The organism is Enterococcus sp. DIV1208 (assembly GCF_050530455.1).
Classification (GTDB): domain Bacteria; phylum Bacillota; class Bacilli; order Lactobacillales; family Enterococcaceae; genus Enterococcus_B; species Enterococcus_B hirae.
In genome coordinates, this window is the sequence record NZ_CP172887.1 from 251,883 (window position 1) to 269,531 (window position 17,649).

General features: G+C 36.6%; 14 protein-coding genes and 1 other annotated feature. Of the genes, 12 read left to right on the forward strand and 2 right to left on the reverse strand.

The features are described from left to right. Positions 1–4: 4 nt before the first annotated feature. Together pepV and IGK91_RS01230 are read left to right on the forward strand one after the other, a co-directional pair. A complete protein-coding gene (gene pepV / locus IGK91_RS01225; protein ID WP_010720277.1) occupies positions 5–1,423 on the forward strand; it encodes a dipeptidase PepV in 1,419 nt (472 codons plus the stop codon). A 433-nt stretch (positions 1,424–1,856) separates the two neighbouring features. Then, positions 1,857–2,423: a hypothetical protein gene (locus IGK91_RS01230; protein WP_081123169.1), complete on the forward strand. Its 567-nt coding sequence runs from the start codon at positions 1,857–1,859 to the stop codon at positions 2,421–2,423. A gap of 701 nt (positions 2,424–3,124) precedes the next feature. On the opposite strand, the gene IGK91_RS01235 is transcribed toward IGK91_RS01230, so the two are convergent. Then, positions 3,125–3,445, reverse strand: a complete 321-nt coding sequence (locus IGK91_RS01235; protein WP_010720273.1) for a putative heavy metal-binding protein — start codon at positions 3,443–3,445, stop codon at positions 3,125–3,127. Positions 3,446–3,648: 203 nt separating this feature from the next. Between IGK91_RS01235 and dhaM the strand changes: the two genes are divergently transcribed. The 10 genes from dhaM to nhaC all read left to right on the forward strand — a co-directional run bounded on the left by dhaM (position 3,649) and on the right by nhaC (position 16,449). Further along, positions 3,649–4,044, forward strand: a complete 396-nt coding sequence (dhaM, locus tag IGK91_RS01240) for a dihydroxyacetone kinase phosphoryl donor subunit DhaM (RefSeq protein ID WP_010736909.1) — start codon at positions 3,649–3,651, stop codon at positions 4,042–4,044. Between the two features lies 1 nt (position 4,045). Continuing rightward, positions 4,046–5,029 (forward strand): dihydroxyacetone kinase subunit DhaK, encoded by a 984-nt coding sequence (gene dhaK / locus IGK91_RS01245; RefSeq protein WP_014834323.1) that lies wholly within the window; start codon positions 4,046–4,048, stop codon positions 5,027–5,029. A gap of 14 nt (positions 5,030–5,043) precedes the next feature. Beyond that, positions 5,044–5,646 carry a dihydroxyacetone kinase subunit DhaL gene (dhaL, locus tag IGK91_RS01250; protein ID WP_010736911.1) on the forward strand — a complete coding sequence of 201 codons (603 nt, stop codon included), beginning with the start codon at positions 5,044–5,046 and terminating at the stop codon, positions 5,644–5,646. A gap of 224 nt (positions 5,647–5,870) precedes the next feature. Beyond that, the gene (locus IGK91_RS01255; protein ID WP_081123173.1) at positions 5,871–7,004 is read left to right on the forward strand and encodes a hypothetical protein; all 1,134 of its coding nucleotides are present in this window, start codon (positions 5,871–5,873) and stop codon (positions 7,002–7,004) included. 247 nt (positions 7,005–7,251) lie between these two features. Continuing rightward, positions 7,252–7,944: a hypothetical protein gene (locus IGK91_RS01260; protein ID WP_014834321.1), complete on the forward strand. Its 693-nt coding sequence runs from the start codon at positions 7,252–7,254 to the stop codon at positions 7,942–7,944. A gap of 121 nt (positions 7,945–8,065) precedes the next feature. Further along, positions 8,066–8,722 (forward strand): HI_0552 family protein, encoded by a 657-nt coding sequence (locus IGK91_RS01265; RefSeq protein ID WP_010736914.1) that lies wholly within the window; start codon positions 8,066–8,068, stop codon positions 8,720–8,722. Positions 8,723–9,097: 375 nt separating this feature from the next. After that, positions 9,098–9,303: a binding site (T-box leader), on the forward strand. Between the two features lie 93 nt (positions 9,304–9,396). Further along, positions 9,397–10,653 carry a tyrosine--tRNA ligase gene (tyrS, locus tag IGK91_RS01270; RefSeq protein ID WP_181934165.1) on the forward strand — a complete coding sequence of 419 codons (1,257 nt, stop codon included), beginning with the start codon at positions 9,397–9,399 and terminating at the stop codon, positions 10,651–10,653. A 289-nt stretch (positions 10,654–10,942) separates the two neighbouring features. Next, the gene (gene tdc / locus IGK91_RS01275; RefSeq protein ID WP_430605316.1) at positions 10,943–12,817 is read left to right on the forward strand and encodes a tyrosine decarboxylase; all 1,875 of its coding nucleotides are present in this window, start codon (positions 10,943–10,945) and stop codon (positions 12,815–12,817) included. Positions 12,818–13,331: 514 nt separating this feature from the next. Next, positions 13,332–14,750 carry a tyrosine-tyramine antiporter gene (gene tyrP / locus IGK91_RS01280; RefSeq protein ID WP_010720263.1) on the forward strand — a complete coding sequence of 473 codons (1,419 nt, stop codon included), beginning with the start codon at positions 13,332–13,334 and terminating at the stop codon, positions 14,748–14,750. A gap of 322 nt (positions 14,751–15,072) precedes the next feature. Further along, positions 15,073–16,449 (forward strand): Na+/H+ antiporter NhaC, encoded by a 1,377-nt coding sequence (gene nhaC, locus IGK91_RS01285; RefSeq protein WP_010736917.1) that lies wholly within the window; start codon positions 15,073–15,075, stop codon positions 16,447–16,449. 183 nt (positions 16,450–16,632) lie between these two features. Here the strand turns inward: nhaC and IGK91_RS01290 are convergent, their stop codons facing one another. Beyond that, positions 16,633–17,643, reverse strand: coding sequence for a LacI family DNA-binding transcriptional regulator (locus IGK91_RS01290; RefSeq protein ID WP_010736918.1), 1,011 nt, complete (start codon positions 17,641–17,643; stop codon positions 16,633–16,635). Between the last annotated feature and the right edge of the window lie 6 nt (positions 17,644–17,649).

The following is a 17,649-nucleotide window of genomic DNA, read 5'->3' on the forward strand; positions in this document are numbered from 1 at the left end:
TTTTATGACAATCGATTGGCAAAAAGAAGTAGAAGCACGTAAAGAAGAACTACTTGAAGATTTAAAAAATCTTTTACGTGTGAACAGTGAACGGGATGATTCAAAAGTAACTCCTGATGCACCTTTTGGACCTGGACCTCGAGATGCGCTAAAACATATGTTGGCTTATGGCGAACGTGATGGGTTTGTCGTAAAAAATGTTGATAACTATGCAGGACATATTGATCTTGGTGAAGGCGATGAAACTTTAGGTATTTTTGGTCATATGGACGTAGTACCAGCAGGGGATGGTTGGGATACAGATCCTTATGAACCAGTAATCAAAGATGGGAAAATCTTTGCTCGTGGTTCTAGTGATGATAAAGGACCAAGCATGGCTGCCTACTATGCCATGAAGATCATCAAAGATCTTGACTTGGAATTATCCAAAAAAGTTCGTTTTGTAGTTGGTAGTGATGAAGAAAGTGGTTGGGCAGACATGGCTTACTACTTTGAACATGAAGAAGAACCTGACTTTGGCTTTTCTCCAGATGCAGAATTTCCAATCATCAATGGTGAGAAAGGAAATGTTTCTTTCGCACTACGTTTCCAAGGAGACAACGCAGGAGATTATGTCTTGAAGACATTTACTTCAGGTTTACGTGAAAACATGGTGCCTGGAACAGCAACAGCGACTCTTGAAGTACCAAGTGCGGAAGCTGCGATCCAAATGGAAGAAGCTTTTTATCGTTTTGTTGAAGCAAACCCAGTAAGTGGTTCGATCGAAGCGGATAATACCTATGTGAAAATCGAATTGATCGGAAAGGGCGCACATGGTGCAAGTCCTCAATCAGGGATCAATGCCGGTTCATTCTTAGCATTATTCTTAGACGATTATGAATTTATCGGTTCTGCTAAACAATTCATCCATGTAGCAGCAGCCTATGTCCATGAAGATTTTTATGGAGAAAAATTAGGGGTTGCCCATGAAGACGAAAAAATGGGTAAATTGACCATGAACGCTGGATTGTTTGCCTTTAAAGAAAATGGGTCAGAAGAAGATAACTATATCAACATGAACTTCCGTTTTCCAAAAGGGGTTACCGTTGATGGCTTAGAAAATGACATTGCAACAACGATGAAAGCAGAAGGAGCAACAGTTACTCGTGGCACACGTGTCATGGAACCTCACTATGTACCAATGGAAGATCCATTGGTAGCAACTTTATTGCAAGTTTATGAAGACCATACAGGCGAAAAAGGCTATGAACAAATCATTGGCGGCGGAACCTATGGCCGTCTATTGAAACGTGGTGTAGCTTACGGCGCAATGTTCCCAGGCTATACAGATACAATGCACCAAGCCAACGAATTTATGAGTCTGGATGACCTTTTCAGAGCAACTGCCATTTATGCAGATGCTATCTACCGTTTGGCGAAGTAAAAGTGAATGAAGCTCATGCTGATTCAGCGAATATCCTTGTTCTAAAAGATAGTTTTTGAAAAGGATCGTTGGAAAAGTGAATGAAAAAGATGTTCTAACATGATATGGATGTGATTTTTTGCTTGATGGGGCGAAAAATCACATCCTTTTTACTTGCTAAATAATATTCTAAATATTCAACATCGAAGATTGTTCCAAAAAAACAAATGAATGATATTTTTTATGAAGGAAAAAATAATATTTGTAGTTAATGATGAGGAGATAAAGATAAAAAACAGTTATTGGTTCAGCGATTCTCATCAATAAAGAAAGTCGCTAGGAATAAATATCATTAGCATAGAACAAAAAATCTGTTATTTAGAAATTTTTGGCTAAAAAAACTCTACATTTGTGTTACATTCAGATTATTAATCAAATAAGAGAAGGGGATCTAATGACAGAAATAGCAGAAGGTAGAGGATTTACAAAAGCAGTGATTGATAAGCAAAAAAAAATAGTAGAGAACGCCTATAAAACAATGGATAGTCACGCTACCTATCCTCACGGAGAAAATTATAAAAAAGCAGCTCATATTCATGAAAAAGAAGAGGAAAAGTTAGCAACGATGCTAAGACACCCAATTAAAGCAACAGATAAGGAATATAGTCGTGAAGAATTGAAGGCGCAAAAAAAATTAAAAGCACAGCTCTTCTCAATTTATGACGTTGTTGAAGATAAGACAAAGGGACTACGAGATGTTAGTAAACACAGAAGAGAACAACTTGAAAAAATTAGTGGGAAATTAAACGTCATGGAGCAAAAGGTTGAGGACTTAGAAAGAAATGTACAAGGTTGGAAAGGAAAACATGAAAAATTTAAAGAAGAGCTTCTAGTGAGAAAGCAAGAGATAAACCAACTAAAAGAGAATGCTCAACAGCGGGTAGAAGAGCTCAGCAACCGAGGTGATAAACAAGATCAAATGCAAAATAGCAATAAAACGAATCGAACTTCAAGAGGATAATCGGATGGTGAAATGCCAGCAATCATAGATAGTAGAATAGAAAATAATCCATTGATGAAAAGAGCAACGTACATAAATAATTAGATAGCAGTATCTTACTTGGATAATCAATTAAATTTAGGGAAAAAGAGCATAGGTGTTCCCTAAAATTTAACGTTTTTACGTATATTTTTTAGGAAACACCTTATTTTATATCAATCTGTTTTTTGAATCGGTGTATTGGTAGAACAGGTTCGGTATATTTTTTAAGTGAGAGTTCTATCTCAGTCTCTTCTAGTATCTCTAAAAACGAATAAACGGTGTTCAAGAAGCAACTCCTCAACAATAAGAGAGGATTTTCTAAAATATGAGGAGCTATTTTAAAAAATCCTCTCTTATTCGCTCGGAGCTGAACGCTTCTTTCACAGCCTCTTGCTAAACGGTGTTCAAACATCAGCTCCTTGAAATAAGCCTGAATTTTTCAAAACATGAGAAGCTGTTTCAAAAAATTCTTTCTTATTGTCATCAGAGCTACCCGATGTTTTCACGACCTCTGATTCACGGTGTTCAAAGAGCTGACCTTCGGCGATAAGTCAAAAAATCTCAAAACATGATGAGCTGTTTCGAGATTTTCATCCTTAATGCTCCTGCGATTACTCGTCGCAGTTTTTACTTGGTGAGCGCTCAGGTCAAGACACTCTTTTCACAACCTCATGTCTGAACTAGTTTATTGTCACCGCTGTCCCACTACAGGTGACCATTAGCATTCCGTTATCGCTCCCCAATACTTCATAATCCATTTTCATCCCAATGACTGCATCTGCACCTAATGATCGAGCACGCTCTTGCATTTCTGCTAAGGCCTCTTCACGTGCAGCAAGCAATTCATCCTCGTAGCTTTTTGAACGTCCGCCAAAAACATTGCGAAATCCTGCCCCGATATCTTTTAATACGTTGATTCCAGTAATGACTTCACCAAAAACAATGCCTTTATATGCTGTTACTTCTTTATTTTCCACGTTGTTTGTTGTTGTAATGATCATTTGATCACTCCTTTCTTTAAAAATAGTATATCAAAATTTATTTCTTAAGTCGCAATTGGAATTAGCTAGTCAATTACAGCGCATCATTTCCAAAAAATGGACATTCTATTATATACTGGAACTATGCAAAAGAATGTAGTTGATGATCAAAAGAATGAAAGCGTAAACTTGGTGTGACCACAAAAGGAAGAAGGAGAAATGGCATGAAAAAAAGTATCTTACTTGTCTCCCATAGTCAACAGTTAACGGATGGACTCAAAGAAATGATTGAACAGATGCAACAATCAGAAGATGTGTTACTTTTTTCCTTAGGAGGAGTAGAGGGAAGAATTGGTTCTGATCCGATGAAAATCATCGATGCGATCAACCAATCAGCTGATTCCGCCATGTATTTTGTGTTTGCGGATATCGGGAGTGCGGTTTTGAACGCTGAAATGGCCAAGGAAATGTTGGATGAAGACCAACAAAAGAAATACTACCTTGTGGATGCGCCACTTGTTGAAGGGGCTTTTGCTGGAGCGATCACAGCAGGTATCACGGATGATCCTCAACAAATACTAACGGAAGCACAGAATGCGGGAAAGAAAGGGTGGACGTGAAATGAAAAAAATCATGAATAATCCTAGTACGATCGTAGAAGAAATGTTGTCTGGTTTAGTGATAAGTTATCCAGAAATGATTCACCAAGTAGCTGATTCTCGAGTAGTAGCAAAAAATGATCAAGTAGAACAAGTTGGCTTGGTTTCTGGGGGAGGAAGTGGTCATGAACCAGCGCATGCAGGTTTTGTTGGTGCTGGGATGTTGAGTGCTGCAGTTTTAGGAGATGTTTTTACTTCGCCGACACCTGATCAGATTCATATAGCTATCAAAGAAGCGGATCAAGGAAAAGGCGTTTTATTGATCATCAAGAATTATACAGGAGATGTACTCAATTTTGACATGGCTAAAGAAATGGCGGCTATGGAAGGGATTGAAGTAGAAAGTGTTGTAGTGGATGATGACATTGCGGTGGAAAATAGCACATATACTGCTGGCAAACGTGGAGTAGCTGGAACAGTTCTTGTGCATAAAATCTTAGGGGATGCCGCTAGGAAAGGTGCATCCTTGCAAGAATTGAAGGAACTAGGAGATAGACTAGTTCCAGCGATCAAGACGATTGGTGTGGCATTGCGTGCGGCCACGGTTCCTGAAGTAGGAAAGCCAGGATTTGAATTAGCCGAAGATGAGATCGAATACGGAGTAGGGATCCATGGCGAGCCTGGTTATCGTAGAGAAAAGTTGCAACCTGCTAAAGTATTAGCTGAAGAATTAGTAACAAAAATTTTAGCTGACTACCCAGAGAAACCAAAAGAAGTTGGAGTGCTAGTTAATGGGATGGGTGGCACGCCATTGATGGAACTCTTTGTTTTTATGAATGATGTCCAATCATTACTCGATCAAGAATCAGTCAAAGTGACATTTCATAAAGTCGGTGATTTTATGACTTCTTTAGACATGCAAGGATTATCTCTGACGATGATTGACCTAACAACTAAGAAATGGCAGGAAGCATTGGAAAGTGAAGTTCACACAATTTCGTGGTAGAAGGTGGGAGAATAATGGAACTAACGGTCAAAGAAATTCAAGCGTGGTTAACGGATTTTACAGAGAAAATCGATGAAAATAAAAGTTATCTGAGTGAGCTCGACACGCCGATCGGTGATGGCGATCATGGCAATAATATGGGGCGAGGGATGACGGCTTATCAAGAAGCGTTTCAAAAAGAACAACCGAAAACGATCAGTGACACGTTCAAGGTTCTTTCGATGGCAATGATCTCAAAAGTTGGAGGTGCTTCTGGACCATTATATGGTTCTGCCTTTATGAATATAATGAAGGCTACAAAAGACATTGATGTGATTACATCACAAGAACAATTAGGGAAAATCATTGAAGAAGGAAAAAATGGGATTCAAGCTAGGGGGAAAGCAGAAGCAGAAGAGAAAACGATGCTAGATGTCTGGTTACCTGTTACTGAAGCCTTGAAGAATAATCGATTAACAGAAGAAGTGATTGAAGAAGCGAAGGAACATACAAAAGATTTAGTAGCCAAAAAAGGACGTGCCTCTTATCTAGGGGAAAGAGCCATTGGCCATATCGATCCCGGAGCAGCTTCTAGTGCTATTTTCTTTGAAACTTTATTAACTAATATAGAATCATAAATAACAAAATATTTATATAGCTGACTTTTTAACCAGTAAAAATGGGAACAAAAGTCAGTTTTTTTCTATTCCAGAACACTTATGAGAATATGCTTTCAAATCAAAAAAACAAAGGATAAACAATTTTAAAACAAAAATTTCCAAACTGAGAAAATGTCGGAGAAATAACAGTTGTCGCGCGTGTTATTCTTAACACACTAAAGTAATAAAGGAGATAAGCAGATATGGGGGATTTAAATAACAAAAATAAAAATGCGGCAGTATCTAGTTTAGAAATGGAACAGGAAGATAAATTTAAGAAATATAAAAAGGAATGTATAGCAGCGTATGTCACTAACGACCAAGCTAAAATTGCGTCAATTGAACAAAACAAACAAAAACTGTTGAAAAAACACGAAAAATCAGATCTACGTCTAATGAGCGAATATTCTTTTGGTTCATATAAGGAATCATTAGTTGTTCCTAAAAAAGAAGTACAAAAGTGTTTTGAACTAAATAAAGACATGAGTTCAGTAATTAGTATGCAAAATAAGTTAGAGCGTGATGAAGACGACATGAAAATAAAAATTCAGTCGTTGGAAGAAGAGATAGGCGTAGAATTGACTAGCTACACTAGTGAAAAAAACAACATGGATAACAAATTGAATCGGTTAAATGCAATACCAGTACTAATCAAGGAGAAGACTGATGAAATCGATAAGATCAAAGCTTCACCGTTTAGAAGATTTTTAAGTTATTTTACAGGTGAAATAGGAGCTTTGGAAAAAGAGAAGCGTTCATTGGAAAATGAACAAAAGCTTATAAAAGGTAAACTGGAGTCTGATCTATCATCACTTTATGGGAAAGGCTATAGTTTGAGTGGGGAGGTTGATAGTAAAAAGATAAAGAAGAAATGGATAAATAAAATAACGAAAGAATATTCTGATTTGAATATGAATGAACAATTTAGTATGGTGAAGAAAGGTTTTATAGATTTAAATAATAAAGTATCAGCCAGTCTATTTCCGTACGTGGCACCGCTATTAGGCGAACTTGCTCGCTCAATTTATACGACCGAAAAAAATTTCTTAGAGACACAGCAGAGATTTGAAAATATCAAGAATCATCGCCCACAAGTACTAAATGCGGAGTTACATGAATATCAGAATAAAGTACAAGCCGAAATGGAAAGAAATGATGAGCAAGAAACAAATGAAGTGCATGAAACAAATGAAGTGCATGAAACAATAAAAATAAATGATGTGCAAAAAACAAATGGTCCACGTGAATTATATACTCTGATAGAAGGAGTTACGCAGCCACAAAGCCAACCAGAGAAACAACAAAGATCAACGCCTGAACACGATTCACGTAATTAGTAATATGTTTGGAAAGTTTCGTTTGTCCAAATGCGTTTCGTCTAAGTTTAGGCACAACGCATTCGTTTTCGAAATATCTCGATTACTAAATGATAAGGAGTAAAAAAATGTCAATACTACCAAAAGCAAAAGAGGTTAAAACAAAAGAAAAAATTTATCAGCTTGTTGAACAAGAAGTAGTATCTAAAAAAATGCCAAGATTTACCAATTAACTGAGGTAAATGGAAATAAAAAAAAGAGTATAAAGATGGAAATTCCCATGCTATTGGATAAGGAATTTTTACATACATATAAAACGATCCTAGAGTTAGATAAGCAAAGACAGAAGCAGTATGCTCGAGTTTCTTATTTGAAAAAAGAACGGATGAATCGATTAAATTATTTAAATCATGCAAAAAAATTAGACGTAGAACCACGAGATCAGGAAAATATGAAGGTTCATTTGACTCAACGAATCGATAAATTGCAGGATAGTATGAACAAAAACGAAGAAAAATTAGCAAAAGGTGTGAATTGGTTACAAAAATATATGTTGAAAAAAGAAATTGACGCTCAAAAAGCTGAGTTAGCATTAGGGAAAAAACTTCTAGGAACAAAAAGTCTTGAAAAGTTAAAGAAAGATGTGAGCAAGGAAAGAGAGCGTTTTTTAAATTTGAATGTTCAACTGGAAAACACTACTCAGAGTCAATCACAACTTCTGGTTGCCAAAATGATGCCTTTGATTAATAGTTTTAAAGGATTGGTAAAACAAGATATAGAATATACAGATAAGCTGATCGCCTCTCTGGAAAAGCATATGGAATCAGAACAAGGGAATGGACAGCCACAAAAAGCTCAATTAAAAGACAAAGTACAGAAAAATGAGACAACAAAGCAGAATCCAGTTAATAGACAACCAATTACACAAGCAAAACAAGATCTAAATGATAAAGGAAGATGATTATCGAGTATTTTCACCGAAATAATTCCATGCTCACTCTTTTCTTGCTATTTTTGTTGTTTCTCTCATTGATAGTCTTTACAATGTAGGATAGGGAAATCGTTAAGAAAGAAGTGGCGGAATGGATTTATTAACTAGTGATTATGAATTGTTTGATCGTTCGATGTTTACCTTTAAGCAGTTAAAAGAAAGATATACTACTGAAGAATTAGCACAGCTTAAGGTGAGGTATCAAACACACTGGCAAAAGTGGAAAAAAATGAATGAACAAGTGGCGAAAGCAACACCCTTGCAATGGCAGATGAGGAAACCAAAAATCGAAAGTTGGACGAATGGTTGGAATCTCAGAAGCCATTTTTGGTGTGCGTACCGTAGTGAAGGACGCCAACAGGAAAATGCTTGTTTAGCTACTTTGCTAAATAAAAAACAATTTCAAATCTATTTGATGTTTCAACATTATAAAAGTGAAGAACGCCAAGGAAGTATTTCGTCCTTCAATCATCTACTAACGGTTTTAAAGGAATGGAGTAAGCACATCCCAGTTGAAGAGTATTATATTTGGCCGCAACCAGAACATGAACTGGTGGATCACCTGCCGTTAGCCACCTATTTGACGGATAAGCAAAAACAAATCGAATTAAAAAAAGCAATGGAGCATAAAACCTTCCAACTTGGTAAGCTTTATTTTTATCCGAATGAATTAAAAGATGCTGAAAAGTTGATTTTAGATGGTATGCAGGAATTGATGCCTTTATACCTTCGATTGAATGGGAAATAATAACATTAATTAGGGTGAGAGAAAGAGGTATTGGATCGCTTAGATGATCGAAAACGTTAAAATAATAAAATAAAAGAAGTAAATTTGTCGTTGATAAATACTAGTTTATAAAATTTTCTTAAGCTTCGAAAATTTTTAAAATTTTCATTTGATGGTCAAATGAGCGCCATTGAATGGATCATTCATCTTAGAAAAAACGGATGAAATAAAGGGATCAATGAGGTATTTTAGGTAATTGGATGCAAATGATTTAAAAAAAAGAATGTTCGGATTTTACTGTTTTATTCCATTGCTGAAGAAGTATAGAAAGAAATTTTTATCTTTTTTATTGACAAAGAAAAAATAGCGTTCTATGATAGACACATATTAACTTGATAACAGGCAATGATCAAAACGCAGTAGTTATTAAAGCCAATGTTTCAGAGAGCTAGTGGTTGCTGAGAACTAGTACAAGCTTTAAGACGAATTACATTTTAGGAGCCTTTGGCATTGATTTGTCACGTGACAGCGTTAAATGTTTGAGTGATATGTTTTGAATGAAACATATAAAATGGGTGGTACCGCGAGATTTCGTCCCTTGGTTAATTAACCAAGGGATTTTTTTATTGATTTTAATTAGTATGAATGATAGCAGGTTCCTGCTTTCACAATAAAATGATACGGAGGGATTTAACATGAATATTATCGACGAATTAACTTGGCGTGATGCCATTAACCAACAAACGAATGAAGAAAGACTTCGTGAACTTGTTGACGAAAAGAGTATTTCACTATATTGCGGAGTTGACCCAACTGGGGATTCTATGCACATCGGACATTTGATTCCATTTATGATGATGAAAAGATTTCAATTGGCAGGACATCATCCATACATTCTGATCGGTGGCGGAACAGGTACAATTGGAGACCCAAGTGGTCGTAAGACAGAACGTGTCTTACAAACAATGGAACAAGTCCAACATAATGTCGATGCTTTATCTAACCAAATGAGAAAATTATTTGGGAAAGATGCAAACATCACGTTTGTGAATAACTATGATTGGTTATCAAAAATCTCATTACTTGAATTTTTACGTGATTACGGTAAAAACTTCAATATTAACACGATGTTAGCGAAAGATATCGTAGCAAGTCGTTTGGAAGTCGGTATCTCATTTACAGAATTTACTTACCAAATCTTGCAATCAATTGACTTTTTACACTTACACAAAACATATGATGTTCAACTACAAATCGGTGGTGCTGATCAATGGGGGAACATCACAGCTGGATTAGACTTAATCCGTAAATTAGAAGGACCAGAAGCAGAAGCATTCGGTTTAACGATCCCATTGATGTTAAAAGCGGATGGGACAAAATTTGGTAAAACTGCCGGTGGCGCTATCTGGTTAGATCCTGAGAAAACATCACCATTTGAGTTCTACCAATTCTGGTTGAACCAAGATGACCGAGATGTTGTGAAATACTTGAAATTCTTTACTTTCTTATCACAAGAAGAAATTGAAGATTTGGCGAAAAAAGTTGAAACTGAACCTGAAAAACGTGAAGCACAACGACGTTTAGCAGAAGAAGTGACGAGATTCGTTCATAGTGAAGAAGACTTGAAAGAAGCGCAAAAAATAACAGAAGCATTGTTCTCTGGAAACATCAAAGAATTAAATGCAGCTGAGATCGCTCAAGGATTTGGTAAAATGCCAAACGTTGAAATTTCAAGTAGACCTGAAAATATCGTGGAATTATTGGTTTCCACAAAAATTGAACCATCAAAACGCCAAGCGCGTGAAGATGTTTCAAACGGAGCTATAAGTATTAACGGTGACCGTGTTACCGATTTAAATTTTGTCATAGATCCATCGAAGGAATTTGATGGTAAGTTTGTGGTTATTCGAAAGGGTAAGAAAAATTACTTTTTGGCCAAAGTAGTTGATTAGAATTTAGTAATTTTTTGGCTTGAAAATGGTCAACTCTATTACAAGATTCCAATTTTGAAACCCAACCTAAAAGGGTGACGTGGGATCTCGTTAATACAATCTTTACGAGGGAATTTACTTTTGTAAATTCCCTCGTTTTTTTTAATTTTTTTAAATGTGTAAACAATTTGCACAATTGATAATTATTATAAAATGATTAAAAAACCACTTGTGATTTAGTTTACAGAAATAAAAAACAGGTGTAATGTAGGGCTCGACAAAATTTAAATATTTTTTAGGAGGGTTTCACATGGAATCATTGTCAAATGAATTAAACCTAAATGCACTATTTATCGGAGACAAAGCGGAGAACGGCCAACTCTATAAAGATTTGTTGAACGATTTAGTAGATGAACATTTAGGCTGGCGACAAAACTACATGCCACAAGACATGCCAGTTATTACACCAGAAGAACAAAGTAGTGCAAGTTTTGAGCACACAGTCAATAAAACAAAAGATGTTTTATCTGAAATCTCAGCTCGTATGCGTACTCACTCAGTACCATGGCATACAGCTGGACGTTATTGGGGTCATATGAACTCTGAAACATTAATGCCATCTTTACTAGCATATAATTTCGCAATGCTATGGAATGGTAACAACGTTGCTTACGAATCTTCTCCAGCAACAAGTCAAATGGAAGAAGAAGTAGGACTAGAGTTTGCGAAATTAATGGGCTATAAAGATGGCTGGGGACACATCGTTGCTGATGGTTCTTTAGCTAACTTAGAAGGTCTTTGGTATGCACGTAACATCAAATCACTTCCACTTGCAATGAAAGAAGTTGCACCTGAATTAGTCTCAGGAAAAAGTGACTGGGAATTGATGAACATGTCTACAAAAGAAATCATGGACTTGTTAGATAGTGTTCCAGAAAAAATTGATGACATCAAAGCACATTCTGCACGTAGCGGAAAACATTTACAACAATTAGGAAAATGGTTAGTACCACAAACGAAACATTACTCATGGCTAAAAGCAGCTGATATCATCGGTATCGGGTTAGATCAAGTAATCCCTGTACCAGTTGATCACAACTATCGAATGGATATCAACGAACTTGAAAAAATCGTTCGTCAACTAGCAACTGAAAAAACACCAATCTTGGGTGTAGTCGGTGTTGTTGGTTCGACAGAAGAAGGAGCCATTGACGGTATCGATAAAATTGTTGCATTACGTCGAGTATTAGAAAAAGATGGTATTTACTTCTACTTGCATGTTGATGCTGCTTACGGCGGTTATGGTCGTTCCATTTTCTTAGACGAAGAAAATAACTTTATTCCATTTGAAGAATTAAAAGATGTTCATGCAAAACATCATGTATTTACAGAAAACAAAGATTATATCTTAGAAGATGTACACCGTGCCTTCAAAGCAATTGAAGAAGCAGAATCTGTAACAATTGATCCACATAAAATGGGTTATGTTCCTTACTCAGCTGGTGGGATCGTCATCAAAGACGTACGTATGCGCGACGTTATTTCTTACTTTGCTACTTACGTGTTTGAAAAAGGCGCAGATATCCCAGCATTACTTGGTGCATACATTTTAGAAGGTTCAAAAGCAGGAGCAACTGCTGCTAGTGTTTGGGCTGCACATCATGTCTTACCACTTAATGTAACTGGTTATGGTAAATTGATGGGAGCTTCAATTGAAGGAGCACATCGTTTCTATAACTTCTTACAAGATTTATCATTTAAAGTTGGCGATAAAGAAATCGAAGTACATCCATTAACTTACCCAGATTTCAATATGGTTGACTATGTATTTAAAGAAAAAGGCAACGACGATCTAGTTGCAATGAACAAATTGAATCATGACGTTTATGACTACTCTTCATACGTTAAAGGTAGCATCTATGGTAATGAATTCTTGACATCACACACTGACTTTGCTATTCCAGATTATGGCAACAGCCCATTACAATTTGTGAACCAATTAGGTTTCTCAGATGAAGAATGGAACCGTGCAGGAAAAGTAACTGTTTTACGTGCAAGTGTAATGACACCATACATGAATAAAGCAGAAAACTTCGAAGAATATGCTGGAAAAATCAAAGCAGCTCTTCAAGAAAAATTAGAAAAAATCTACGCAAATCAATTACTAGCAAGCGAAGAAAAATAATAAAATAAAAAACATTCTGAGTATAAGAAGTAGAAGTCACTTTTATTGTATGCTATAAAACCGAATAAACGGTGGTAGCTCAATCGAAAAATACAGTTGAAGGATCTTTAAAATACAAAAAGTTATTTTTTAGATTCTTCTGCTGGTTTTTCTGAGCTCAGCACTTCTGTTATCTGCTCAGGTGTTTTTTGTTTTACAGGTTGTCTTTGAAGCGATACAAGTAATCTGTTCAAAACAGCCGAGGTTGTAATGAAATAGCTTGCGCTCTTTTAGGTATTTTGTATGAATGAAGAGAAAGATCGAAAAGCTTCAATACAAATACAGCGAATGGAACACAAGACTATTTCAGATTTTTCTTTTTTAGCAAATAATAACTAATAAAATCCAGTCACTAAGCATCGTTTTTATACTAAAAAAGTTGTGGGGAACAACCTCTTGGCTTTTGTCTTGCGACTTGGGATTACTTTGAAGACAATGTTTTTTTATTCAAAAAAAAACAAGGAGCGTGTCAACAGTGAGTAAATCACAAGTAAGTAAAATGGGTCTTGGGACCTTTGTCGGTCTGACGATGGCTTTGTGTGCGACAGTTCGGAGTATTCCGACTTTAGCAGCCGTTGGTTGGACATTGATTTTTTATTCAATTTTTGCCGTACTGTTTTTTGCCGGTCCTATTTCGATGGTTTCTGGTGAGCTTTCTACGATGCTTCCACAAGAAGGTGGACCACAATTATGGGTCAAAACTGCCTTAGGAAGTAAATGGGGATTTGTTGTTGCCTGGTTGCTTTGGGTTCAAATGTTCCCAGGGATGGTTATGGTTGCATCAACATTAGGTCCATTATTAGGAAATACATTCGGGAACGTAGAATTAGGCAATAATCATTTATTTGTATTAGGTTGTATTTTAGTTATTTATTGGATCATTACAATTTTGAACTTGAAATTTGATATGGCCAAAGTTGGTGGGAACATCGGCGTTTGGTTAGGTGTGTATATCCCAGTGGTTATCATGTTTGTCCTTGGTTTATTCGCCGCATTCAAAGTGGGGCTAGTATCTAATGGTTACTTAGGAGATTTTTCTTGGTCAAAAGCTTTCCCAGATTTACAACATAGTGAATCATTGAAATATCTTGCAGGTATCACATTTATTTTTGTTGGTATCGAAATGAGTTCTGTTTACATGCCTCGTTTAAAAGATGCAACGAAAAACTACACTAAAGGGGTCTTTATTGCGTTGATTGGTCTTGTTTTATTGAACGTGATCAATGCAATGTTAGTTGCCAATGTTGTACCAAATGGAAAAATGGAATTAGCAAACATTACGCAACCAATCTTGATTTATTGCCAAATCCTTGGCTTACCAACAATTATTGGGAACATCTTCAGCTTTATGGTGTTTATCGGTGTGTTACTTCAATTATCTGCATGGGTAACTGGACCATCTAAAACGATAATCCAAGTAGCACGTGAAGGTTTCTTACCACCTAAATTTGGATTCCATAAAGAAAATGAATATGGTGTTTCTCGTAATGTCGTATTAACTCAATCAATCGTTATTTCATTATTCGCTTTACTTTATGGCGTAATGGATGACGTCAGTGCTGTATTCTTAACATTAACAAATGCTACAACTGTTATTTATTGTATCGTCTATATTTTGATTGCTGTTTCATTGATCAAAATGAGAAAAAGCCATCCAGATTTAGAACGTCCTTATCGAATTGGTAAAAAAGGAAATGGAATGGCTTGGGTAGTTAGCTGCATGTTGATTTTCTCTATCATTGCAGTAGTTGTATCCACTTTAGGAACATCTACCTTGACGGATGCATTATTGGTAGCAGTTATTGCAATCGTTATGTTTGTCATTCCTTTGATCATCAATCGTTTTAAAAATGATTCTTGGGGAAGCGAAGTAGAAAAGAGTTTAAAAGAATAGAATAAATAAGAAGCAAGTAAAAAATGTAAATAGGGAAGGGGGCTATGACAAAAATCTTGTCACAGTCCCTTATTCCTAACAAACGGTGTTCCAGAAGTAGCTCATGTCTGTTACAGCATGGTTTGCCAAATGTATGCTTTTTAATCAGGGAACCTTTGCGAAAATAACGCTAATCATAAGGTTCAGCGGATTTGAGAAAATAATCGTCATTAGCATCGTCTATCCGCTAAAACAAAAAAATGATGCTATGACCAGTTGTCCTACCAAAAGAACGCTTTTTTTAGGTAGGACTTTTTTTGTAAAAAAAATAGGAGAAGATACGATGAATAAAAAAATATCTGTGAAAGAAAGTATGGCAGTTTTATTCATATTGTTGGCGATATTAGGAATACTGATTATTGGATTTCAATTGTCTCCGCATATTCCTATACTAATCGCTTTCATGTGTTTGTTATTTTACGGACGATTTAGAGGTTTCTCATGGGATGAGATTCATGATGGGATTGTCAAAGGAATTACTCCAGGGATCATCCCAATTTTGATTTTTCTGTTGATTGGTGTTTTGGTAGCTTCGTGGATTTTATCTGGAACGATTCCAACGATCATGGTTTATGGTTTCCAATTGATCTCGGTTCGCTTTTTCTTACCGACTGCTTTTCTTGTTTGTGCAATCGTCGGGATTACTGTTGGAAGCTCATTTACAACGATTTCAACGATCGGTATTGCTTTTTTAGGAATCGGTCATATTTTAGGTTTTAGTGATGCGATGACGACAGGAGCAGTTGTTTCGGGGGCTTTTTTAGGAAATAATTGTTCGCCGTTATCTGATACTACGAACCTGGCGGCCGGGATCGGAGAAGTAAACTTATTTGAGCATATCGCTCAAATGCGTTACACTGATTTGCCAGCATTTTTAATTGCTATGTTATTTTATGTTTTTCTTGGGAATGGGAGTCACACAGCGGATCTACAAGCGATCACGGACATGATCCAAAACATGAAAGCAGGTTTCTGGATCTCTCCATGGACGTTGATCCCATTAGTGATCTTGTTTGGTGGAGCGATTAAAAAAATTCCAGCGATTCCAACACTACTAGTTGGTTCAACTGCTGCGATCATTCTTTCCTTCATCAATCAACCACATTTAACGATGTCAAAAGTAGCTAATATTTTAATGAACGGCTATGTTGCCCATACAGCAGACCCTAAAATCAATGAATTGCTTTCAAGAGGGGGAATTGTTAGTATGCTTGGTTCAGCAAGCTTGATTCTTCTAGCTTTAGCTTTGGGTGGCTTGTTGATCAAATATACGATTGTGGAAACGATTGTTCAGGAATTGCGAGAAAAAATGGATCGGCCTTCTCGCTTGGTTGGCTTTACAGCATTAAGCTGTATCGGGATCAATTTGATCGTAGGCGAACAGTACTTGTCGATCATTTTACCAGGCGAAACCTTTAAGCGATCGTTCGATCGTGCGGGCGTTAATAAAAAGTATCTTACCAGAACTTTGGCAGATGCTGGAGCAACCGTTAATTCACTCGTTCCGTGGGGAGTTAGTGGTACCTTTATTATGGGCACGATGAAAGTCAGCGCATTACAATATCTACCATTTACTTTCTTCTCGATCTTAGCACCGATTTTTACGATTTTGAGTGGTTTCTGGCTTAATCAAAAGATGAAAAAACGTACCAGTGAATAGTCTAGGCACCATCAAGGTTTGAGAACGAGAAGCGAAATAGCTTTTTATACTCAGTTTCTTTTTCATGAAAAAGTTATTTGAAGAATGTAGATTCTTAAAAAATGAACCTGTATAGTAAAAAAAACAACTGAAGACACTACAAATAGTTTATTTGTGTGTTCAACAGTTGTTTTATTTTTTTTCTTATAAACGAGGAACGACGGTTTCTCGTTTGACGAGTTGATGAGGAATGACTAAACGAACACCGCTGCTGATTTCATCGTGGATCAATTCGTATAATTTTTGCATTGCAACCCTTCCTAATTCAGAAATATCGATATCGATACTGGTTAAATAAGGGTGAGTCAATGTAGCGAAAATAGAGTTATTGAAGCTGATGATCGATAGGGTATCAGGAATTCGATAGCCATACATCTGTGCTAGTTGCATCGTTCGTAAGGCAAAAATATCGTCAATGACTACCAGCGCTGTTGCTTGGGACTTTTTCAAAATGGCATCAAAAGCTAAATAATCTTCGGGTTGTTCGATCACTACACTAGGATGAACTGTAAGTCCAGCTAGCATCAAGGCTTTTTGGTAGCCAAAATAACGTTCGAAGTAAAGGCTCTCGTGGGTTGTATTGGTTACGAAAAGAATGCTTTCATGACCGTTTTGAATCAAGAAATCCGTGGCTTGTTTACCTAATAATTGGTTATCATTATCGACATAAATGATTTCATTCTCATGTCGGTAAGGCTGACCAATCAAAGTGAAAGGAATCTCATTCGTATAGAGATAATCTATGACAGGATCTTCACTGTCGGAATAAACTAAAATAAACCCATCGACTTGTTTTTGCAGATGCATCCGTTGCACGTTTTCTAATAAAGTATCAAAATTTTTGGCTGTTGCTATAGCAGTTGTCAGATCATAACGGCGTGCTTCTTCATTGATCGCTTCCATGATCTCAAGATAAAAAGGATTCCCAATCCGTTCTTTTGAATCAAGGGGTGGGAGAATGACGCCAATTGCGCTAGAAATTCTTTTCCCTAGATTTCTAGCAGTGATATTTGGTACATAGCCTAGTTCATCCATGACTTTTTGTACTTTCTTTTTGGTTGCCTCTGAGATGCTTGGATGGTCATTGATGACCCGTGAAACGGTCGAGGTCGCAACACCAGCTTTTTTGGCTACATCCTTCACTGTGATCGCCATAAACGA

What these genes read in the sequence shown, in the direction of transcription:
- pepV (WP_010720277.1), top strand. Translation starts at nt 5, where the DNA reads ATGACAATCGATTGGCAAAAAGAAGTAGAAGCACGTAAAGAAGAACTA.
- IGK91_RS01230 (WP_081123169.1), top strand. Translation starts at nt 1,857, where the DNA reads ATGACAGAAATAGCAGAAGGTAGAGGATTTACAAAAGCAGTGATTGAT.
- IGK91_RS01235 (WP_010720273.1), bottom strand. Translation starts at nt 3,445, where the DNA reads ATGATCATTACAACAACAAACAACGTGGAAAATAAAGAAGTAACAGCA.
- dhaM (WP_010736909.1), top strand. Translation starts at nt 3,649, where the DNA reads ATGAAAAAAAGTATCTTACTTGTCTCCCATAGTCAACAGTTAACGGAT.
- dhaK (WP_014834323.1), top strand. Translation starts at nt 4,046, where the DNA reads ATGAAAAAAATCATGAATAATCCTAGTACGATCGTAGAAGAAATGTTG.
- dhaL (WP_010736911.1), top strand. Translation starts at nt 5,044, where the DNA reads ATGGAACTAACGGTCAAAGAAATTCAAGCGTGGTTAACGGATTTTACA.
- IGK91_RS01255 (WP_081123173.1), top strand. Translation starts at nt 5,871, where the DNA reads ATGGGGGATTTAAATAACAAAAATAAAAATGCGGCAGTATCTAGTTTA.
- IGK91_RS01260 (WP_014834321.1), top strand. Translation starts at nt 7,252, where the DNA reads ATGGAAATTCCCATGCTATTGGATAAGGAATTTTTACATACATATAAA.
- IGK91_RS01265 (WP_010736914.1), top strand. Translation starts at nt 8,066, where the DNA reads ATGGATTTATTAACTAGTGATTATGAATTGTTTGATCGTTCGATGTTT.
- tyrS (WP_181934165.1), top strand. Translation starts at nt 9,397, where the DNA reads ATGAATATTATCGACGAATTAACTTGGCGTGATGCCATTAACCAACAA.
- tdc (WP_430605316.1), top strand. Translation starts at nt 10,943, where the DNA reads ATGGAATCATTGTCAAATGAATTAAACCTAAATGCACTATTTATCGGA.
- nhaC (WP_010736917.1), top strand. Translation starts at nt 15,073, where the DNA reads ATGAATAAAAAAATATCTGTGAAAGAAAGTATGGCAGTTTTATTCATA.
- IGK91_RS01290 (WP_010736918.1), bottom strand. Translation starts at nt 17,643, where the DNA reads ATGGCGATCACAGTGAAGGATGTAGCCAAAAAAGCTGGTGTTGCGACC.